Annotated in this window: 8 protein-coding genes and 1 tRNA gene; all 9 read right to left on the bottom strand. The window is 40.0% G+C overall.

The features are described from left to right. Window position 1 precedes the first annotated feature (1 nt). The 9 genes from MTCD1_RS14640 to MTCD1_RS14600 all read right to left on the bottom strand — a co-directional run bounded on the left by MTCD1_RS14640 (window position 2) and on the right by MTCD1_RS14600 (window position 7,673). Window positions 2–77, bottom strand: a tRNA-Lys gene (locus MTCD1_RS14640). A 174-nt stretch (window positions 78–251) separates the two neighbouring features. Then, entirely contained in the window at window positions 252–1,043 is a 792-nt protein-coding gene (ybgF, locus tag MTCD1_RS14635) for a tol-pal system protein YbgF (RefSeq protein ID WP_057181380.1), read from the bottom strand. A gap of 33 nt (window positions 1,044–1,076) precedes the next feature. Beyond that, window positions 1,077–1,631 carry a peptidoglycan-associated lipoprotein Pal gene (pal, locus tag MTCD1_RS14630; protein WP_057181381.1) on the bottom strand — a complete coding sequence of 185 codons (555 nt, stop codon included), beginning with the start codon at window positions 1,629–1,631 and terminating at the stop codon, window positions 1,077–1,079. A 62-nt stretch (window positions 1,632–1,693) separates the two neighbouring features. Continuing rightward, window positions 1,694–3,043, bottom strand: coding sequence for a Tol-Pal system beta propeller repeat protein TolB (tolB, locus tag MTCD1_RS14625; protein WP_057181382.1), 1,350 nt, complete (start codon window positions 3,041–3,043; stop codon window positions 1,694–1,696). 111 nt (window positions 3,044–3,154) lie between these two features. Beyond that, complete coding sequence (gene tolA / locus MTCD1_RS14620) at window positions 3,155–4,099, bottom strand: cell envelope integrity protein TolA (protein ID WP_057181383.1); 945 nt, start codon at window positions 4,097–4,099, stop codon at window positions 3,155–3,157. A 1-nt stretch (window position 4,100) separates the two neighbouring features. Then, on the bottom strand, window positions 4,101–4,526 hold the full coding sequence (tolR, locus tag MTCD1_RS14615) for a protein TolR (protein WP_057181384.1): 426 nt from the start codon (window positions 4,524–4,526) through the stop codon (window positions 4,101–4,103). Window positions 4,527–4,528: 2 nt separating this feature from the next. Further along, window positions 4,529–5,221 carry a protein TolQ gene (gene tolQ, locus MTCD1_RS14610; protein WP_057181385.1) on the bottom strand — a complete coding sequence of 231 codons (693 nt, stop codon included), beginning with the start codon at window positions 5,219–5,221 and terminating at the stop codon, window positions 4,529–4,531. Beyond that, window positions 5,211–5,639 (bottom strand): tol-pal system-associated acyl-CoA thioesterase, encoded by a 429-nt coding sequence (gene ybgC, locus MTCD1_RS14605; protein WP_057181386.1) that lies wholly within the window; start codon window positions 5,637–5,639, stop codon window positions 5,211–5,213. Before ybgC ends, tolQ begins: the two co-directional genes overlap by 11 nt. A 210-nt stretch (window positions 5,640–5,849) precedes the next feature. Continuing rightward, entirely contained in the window at window positions 5,850–7,673 is a 1,824-nt protein-coding gene (locus MTCD1_RS14600) for a DEAD/DEAH box helicase (RefSeq protein WP_057181387.1), read from the bottom strand. Window positions 7,674–8,063: the final 390 nt, after the last annotated feature.

Genomic DNA, 8,063 nt, shown 5'->3' with positions numbered 1-8,063 from the left:
GTGGTCGGCCGTGAAGGATTTGAACCTTCGACAAATTGGTTAAAAGCCAACTGCTCTACCAACTGAGCTAACGGCCGACGTTGTGTTGAGTTACTGCCTCAACGCGGGGCATATAATACTCATAATATATTTAAGTGCAACAATAAATTTCGTTTTTATTGATATAATTTACTGCTAGTGTGATTTATCAACAATACGCTAGTTTTATCAACAACAAAAAGCCAATAAAGGTGATTCTCGTCCAAATTGGCTTAGTTTGTTAAACTAGCTAAGCGGGGCTTGGCAAGTTTTGCTGCTGTTGATTCCGGGTATTCTACTAATAATTGTTGATAGCGAGCAATGGCTTTTTTATTATCTTTTTGCTTTTGAGCAACAATAGCAAGTTTTAATAGCGCATCAGGACGCTTAGATGACTCTTTATGCTGGTTAACGACAATGATAAACTCTTGGCTTGCTTGGGCAAGTTCCCCTTGATTAAAGAGCAACTGACCTAACCAGTAATGAGCATTGGGTGCGTAACTAGAATTTGGAAAGTGCTTATTAAAGCCTTTAAATTCTAGAATAGCTTGCTGGTAACGTTTATCCTTTAACACTAAATTAAGGGCACGGTCATACGCTTCATTTTCAGTTAAATTATCGCTATAACTGCCCGCATTGACTGCCGTATTAATACTCATACTAGGACGATGAGCAACTGAAGCAGGCTTACTGGTTGAGACAAGTACTTCATTGACTCGTCTATCAATTTCTTGATAAAGCTCTCGTTGACGCTCTAATACTTGGCCTAATTTATGAGTATGTAATTCTGTTATACCACGAAGTTCATTCACTTCTCTTTGTAGTTGGTCCAACTGACGCTGAATATTTACTTGCGCCTTATTACGTGAGTCTAACTTACGTGACAAGGTGCTTAATTGCTCTATCAACACAGCAGAATCAATAGCATTGGCGTTAACATCAATGACTGGCGCTTTAGCTACAGCTAACGCGCTCATGGCGCTAGCTGTAATCATCATGCCAAACAAAACTTTATTTAGTTTCATTCAGGTACCTGTTTAGTTGAGGCGTATTAAGTATTAGTAAACTAATACCGCACGACGGTTTTTAGCAAAAGCATTTTCGCTACGATCTTTAATCATTGGCTTTTCTTCACCATAGCTAACAACAGTAATTTGGCTAGCGGCAACACCCATATTCTCTAAATAAGTAACGACAGATTTAGCACGACGCTCACCTAAAGCGATGTTGTATTCTGGCGTACCACGCTGATCGGCATGTCCTTCAACTAAAATTTTAATCTCTGAATTAGCAGTCAAAAATTTAGCATGAGCATCTAAAATTTCTGAAAATTTCTCATTTACATTTGAAACATCAAAGTCAAAATAAATAATGTGCTCAGCACGTAATGTCTCTAACTCTTGACGTTTTTGTTCTTCAATTTCTGCAGCACGTTTAGCAGCAGTAACGAGTACGGCTTCTTGCTCTTTTTGAGCGGCTTCAGCATTTTGAGTAACTTGGGCATTAGTATCTATTTGGCTTTGCTCATCTGTATCTGAGTTTGAGCTACAAGCTGACAAAACGGTAAGAGGTAAAGCAATTGCTAAGCATTTTACTATGTTATTAAAGCGCATTTTATTTTCCTTTATTCAAAAATATAAGTTAAAGATTAATTAGTTTTTTTTACATATTATTATTATAAAAATGGTGACCAGGCTGGTGACTTCACTTGACCATCAAGTGCCGGTAATCTAGCTTTAAATCGTCCGTCTACCGACACTAAACCCAACACTTGTCGATTATTATATAAGGTGCTATATATGATCATACCACCATTAGGTGACACACTTGGCGACTCGTCTAAACGTGTATCGGTTAATACCTGGAATAAACCAGAAGTTAAGTCTTGTTTCGCTAAACGATATTTACCGCGAGTTCTATTGACCATGATCAGCTGTTTACCATCAGGGGTTACTGAACCGCCAAGGTTCATTTCGCCGTCAAACGTCAAACGTCTTACTTTCCCCCCGGCTAAATCTACGCGATATAGCTGAGGTTTTCCACCCCGTTCTGAACTAAATATCAATGATTTACCATCAGGTGTCCAACTTGGCTCGGTATCTATTGCTCTATTTCGGGTAATACGACGTATTTTTTTGCTCGCTAACGACATGACATAGATATCCGGATTGCCATCTTTTGACAGTACCATAGCCATACTTTTACCATCGGGTGAGAAGCGAGGTGCACTGTTTATGCCCTTAAAAGAGCTGATCAGCTTGCGCTCACCAGTATAGATATCAATGGTATGTATTTGTGCTTGACGATTTTCAAAGGAAACATACGCCAACTGCTCGCCATTTGGTCGCCAGGTGGGCGACATTAGTGGTTCTTTAGAACTTAACAAGACGTGTTCGTTAAAACCATCATAATCGGCAAAAGCCAGTTGATATGGATATTTCCCTTGATCGCGAACAATAATATAGGCAATTTTACTTAAAAACGCGCCTTTACTGCCGGTGAGTTTTTCATAGATAACATTGCTAATGCTATGAGCATAACGACGAGCTTGGTTAGTATTAATATTGGCACTGCTTTGCGCTAAGATATGATCTTGTGCTTGCACCAGTTTACCATTACTGAGCATTGACGTTTGACCGCCGGTAATTTGCCCGCGAATAACGTCAATTAATTGGTAGCTTACTTGATAACGGCCGATGGAAATTTCTTTGATTTGACCAATAACAAGGGCTTCAGCACCCAAACTTGCCCAAGCACTGTAATCAATATTTTTCTCATCAACAATAGTCTCAGGGAACTTGTCTGCTGCGATAGGACTAAATTTACCACTTCGTAATAAATCATCACTAATAACCTGTGATAATGACTCAGGTCTGACGCCACTACCCAGCCATTTAAAAGGAACAATGGCAATAGGACGAGCACTATCTACGCCGCCGGTAATGACTATTTCTAATGCTGCCATCGCACGAGGTGAAGCCAACGCAATAAGTGCGCTGATTAGTATGCTTGGTAATAATCTCATGTTCTCTATTTTATCCCTTTAATTAGGTGCATTTTTAACGTAATACCTAGGGCAAAACTACGTTCGGCACTAAATATTTTTTACTCAACACCACGTTAGCGCTAATAAATGCTAAAACTCAGGTACAACGGTTACTGCTAATCGACGCATTTCTTTAAAGACTTCAGGGTCTTTAGATACCGGTAAAGTTCCCGCTTTATAAATGGCATTTTTCGCCGCAGCACATACCGTTTTATCACCTTGCCCCACTTTAACGTCGGTAACAAAGCCTGAAGGCGCCAAAATGATGGTCAATTTACAAGACTTATCAGCCATGGTGCTACGATCTTTTCTCATATGACGATTGATACTCTGGGTGATCAAGGCAGAATACCGTGCAATCTCAGTCATCACTTGTTGCTGACGAGCTTGATTACGGCTTGCCATTTCAGCCGCCATTTGTTTTGCTAACATATCATCTTGAATTGCTTGTTCTTTAGCGGCTACTTCTTGTCGCTTACGTTCAGCAATTTTTTCAAGACGAAGCTCTGCTACTTTTTTAGCTGCAGCTTCTTCTTTTAAACGCTTTGAGCGAGCAACGGCAGCCGCTTTTTCAGCCACTTGCTTTTCTTGCTCTTTTTGTAAGCGAATTTTTTCAGCTTTGGCCGCTTTTACTTTCGATGACTTAGCCGCTTTATCCGCCTTAATTTTTTCTTGTTCTTTTTTCTTACGCTGACGCTCTAATTTCTTGATACGAGCTTCTTCTCTGGCCCGACGCTTTTTGGCATCAGTTACCCGCTTTTCTACCGCTTTTAAACGTTTTTTCTCTGCATCAAGTTGTGCTGTTTTTTGTTGCTGTATTCTCTTTATTGCTTGTTCAAATTTTGCTTTATCGATAATCACAGCTTTTATCGGCTCTAAAGTTTGTGCTGACGGGGTGGGTTTCGGCTCGGGAATGGAGGAAAAATCCCCGGCAAACAAGCCAAAAAGTAACACTATGTGTAAAGCAATACTGAACGCTATGGCTTTAGAATAGGCCGATTTTTTAATAAAAACAGAAGCTCGTTGCTGTGCCACGCTATTCCCCTATAGAGTCTGTCATTAAACCTATCGATGGCACACCGGCAACAGTTTGCAACAAGACCATAAGTTGAATAACCGCATTATAAGAAACAGCGCCGTCACCATTTACCAGCACAGGTGTTCCCGGTTCAATCGCTAGATGCGCTTTTACTAATATTGCCACTTCTTCTGCCGACATAGGCTCTTTTTCGTTGGCCCCGACGGTGAGGTAATACCGTCCTTGCGCATCAATACTGGCCACTAATGGCGTTTTACTTTGCTCATCTAAGGGCTCAGCGTCCGCTTGTGGTAAGTCAACTTTAACCCCTTGGGTAATTAACGGGGTGCTAATCATAAAAACAATTAGCAATACCAACATTACATCGATATAGGGTACTACATTAATTTCAGCCACTATACGGCGTCTAACTCTTTTGTACATAGTTATGCCTTACGTGCAGATTGCTCAGCGGCAGATTGACGTTGTAATATACTTGAAAATTCATCCATAAAATTGCCATAGCTGTTCTCCAGCTTTTCTACTTTATGACTAAAACGGTTAAAAGCAATGACGGCAGGAATAGCAGCAAAAAGACCCATGGCGGTAGCGATTAATGCTTCGGCAATGCCGGGGGCCACCATAGCAAGTGTCGCCTGTTTTACCGCACCTAAAGCGATAAATGAATTCATGATACCCCACACGGTACCAAATAAACCAATATATGGACTAATAGAGCCAACGGTTGCCATAAAGGGCAAGTGGGTCTCTAAACTATCTACTTCTCGGGATAATGCGACACGCATGGCACGATAAGTACCATCGATAATAATTTGTGGGTTATCAATATGACTTTTTCTTAATCGGGCAAATTCTTTAAAGCCGGCAATAAATAAGGTTTCAATACCTTGCACTTGAGGTTTAGCCGAGATATCACTATAGAGCTTACTTAAATCGGCACCACTCCAAAATTTATCTTCAAACGCCTTTAACGCTAACTCGGCCTTTTTCAGTACGTTTCTCCGCTGGAATATCATTGCCCAGCACATAATTGAGAAGATGAGTAAAACAAGCATAACAAATTGCACTAATATGCTTGCTTCTATGACTAAGCGAAAAAAGGAAATTTCAGCTGACACGTTTAAAGACTCCTAGTATTGGTTTTGGAATAGCACAGGGTTTTTTCTGGCTAAAATCAACACAAGCAACACGTATTTTAGCGGTACAAAGTACTTGCTGTGCTTGGTTGGTTATTTGTTGTTGAAACACTAAACTGGCACGTTTCAAGGTTATTATTGTTGACTTCACCTCAAGTAAATCATCGAGCATGGCTGAGGCAAGGTTATCCATTTCAACCTTTCTGACCACAAAGCCTAGTTTTTGTTGCAAAAAATATTGTTGATTTATCCCTATCTCTCGTAACCATTCGGTACGTGCTCGCTCAAAAAACTTTAAGTAATTGGCATAATAGACAATACCGCCAGCATCCGTATCTTCGTAATAGACACGAATAGCAAAATGGTGCACGGTTGATAATTTAGATACTTCTTCAGACATTACTATGGGTATTATTTTGTAGTTGATTGATGACTTAAGCTAGATGGCTCTATAGTAATAGAAAAAGCAACAGGCAAACAAGGTTGCGGAGTTAATAATTTACAATTTTTAGCAGAAAAACCACTAAAATCGCTTTTCTGCTAACAAAAAACAAAAAAAGCGCCATCAGGCGCTTTTTAAAGATTAAATATTAACAAACATTAACAAATATTAGCTATGGCGTGGTGCACGGTCAGTACGACGAGGTGCACGTTTTTGACTAACAATAACTTCATCTGAAGTAGTGATTGCTAGAGGTTGACGACGGACACGGACAGCTTTTAATTTGTTAAACAAGTCGGCAGGAATACCTTTTGGTAATTGCACAAAACTATGTTTATCGTGCAAGTTAATCGCACCGATATAACTGCTATCAAGTGAAATTTCATTGGCAATAGCACCAACAATATCACCTGGACGTGCCCCATGGTCTTTACCTACTTCAAGACGGTAAGTCTGCCAATCAACATCGTTACGGTTTACTTTTTCTTTACGAGGTCTGTCATCACGTGAGCCACGGTTGCCATTTCGCTCTCCACGGCTATCACTACGAGAGTCACGACGATTATCTCTACCACCTCGGTCATTACGATCTCGGCTGTTTCTGTCGCGACTATTATCACGAGTATCACGACGCGGTTTAGGATCTTCTTTCGGCTGTAGTGGTTGCTTTAACTGTTTTTGATATAACAAAGCTGCGGCTAAATCAGTCATTGACAGCTCAGACTCTGCAGCCATGGCTTCAATAATTTCGCGCATACTAGTTAAATCTTTATCACTGACAATAGTCGAAATTTCAACACGAGCACGTTCAATACGTTTTTTACCAAGTTCTTCAATATTTGGTAACTCATACATATTCACTGTGCCAGAGGTTAAACGCTCATAGTGACGTAATGAATACATTTCACGAGGACGAACAAATGAGATTGCTGTGCCTTCACGACCTGCACGTCCGGTACGACCAATGCGATGCACATACGCTTCGTTATCACCAGGCAAGTCATAGTTAATTACATGAGAAATACGTGGGATATCTAAGCCACGGGCAACAACATCGGTTGCTACTAAGATAGAAGATTGACCCGACTTCATTTGAGTAATACAACGTTCACGTTGTACTTGGTTCATATCACCATTTAAGGCTAGTGCAGGATAACCAGCACGCTCTAACTTTTCAGCAATATCAACGGTATCATTTCGTGTACGAACAAAAACAATCATGGCATCAAATTCAACAGTTTCAGCAATACGCTCCAATGCCGTCATTTTGCTAATACCGCTTACTTTCCATGCGTACTGAGTAATATTTGCTTTGGATTTTTTTAATGCTGCAATTTTTATATGCTCCGGATCTTTTAAGAAACGGTTAGCAATTTTTCTGATTGCTTGTGGCATAGTTGCCGAGAACAAACACATTTGTGTAGTTTTTGGTAAATGGTCTAAAATCCACTGGATATCTTCTAAGAAACCCATGTTTAACATTTCATCGGCTTCATCTAATACACAAACGCGTAAGTCATCTAATTTTAAGCTTTTACGACGTAAATGGTCCATTAAACGACCTGGAGTGCCGACAACAACTTGTGCGCCACGCTCTAGTTGTTGAAATTGTGGTCCATAGGATTGACCACCATATAAGGTAGCAACACGTAAACCTTGCATGTTTTTACCGAAAGATTCTATGGCTTCAGCAACTTGCATTGCTAATTCACGTGTTGGTGCTAAAACCATCAATTGTGGTTTTTTAATTGAAGTATCTATTTTTGCTAGTGCAGGTAAGCCAAAAGCAGCTGTTTTACCTGTACCTGTTTGCGCTTCACCTAAAACATCTTTACCAGCTAAAAGCGGAGGAATAGTTTGTGCTTGAATATCAGTTGCTGAAGTGAAGCCGATAGACGTTATCGCAGATAATAAATCTTCAGGTAAACCTAAAGAATCAAATGTAACAGCTTCAGTATTTTCGGTATTTTCGGGATTGCTTTGATCGGTCATAATAAATGTTCATCTTCTCAAGGCAGGCATATTACTTGGGAGCAATATTAAAAATCAATCACCAAGAGGCCGCCAAATTAACGGTTGTTAATTAGCTGCACTTTTATAGCATTTGATTTAAATTGCTAAGTCTTAACCTGCGTAAATATACGAGGAAACCACCAGGAAGACTTTAGGCATATAGCGTGCTCTTGACGCTATATTTCTTGCTAATTCTAGGGGCGAATTAGCTGGGCAAGTCTATTGGGCGGTAAAACCCCACTCATCTCGATATACTTATACCTTTGTTTAACTATTTGATAATTAGTATAAGTAAGCCGTCGGACTAACTTAAGGTAAAAAACATTCACCTTGTTATCGAGGCGCGCATTATACAGAGAACGACAGAAT

It is taken from the genome of Colwellia marinimaniae (assembly GCF_002207865.1).
Classification (GTDB): Bacteria; Pseudomonadota; Gammaproteobacteria; order Enterobacterales; family Alteromonadaceae; genus Colwellia; species Colwellia marinimaniae.
The sequence above is the reverse complement of the archived record's forward strand: the minus strand, read 5'-3'. Positions and strand labels throughout refer to the sequence as shown.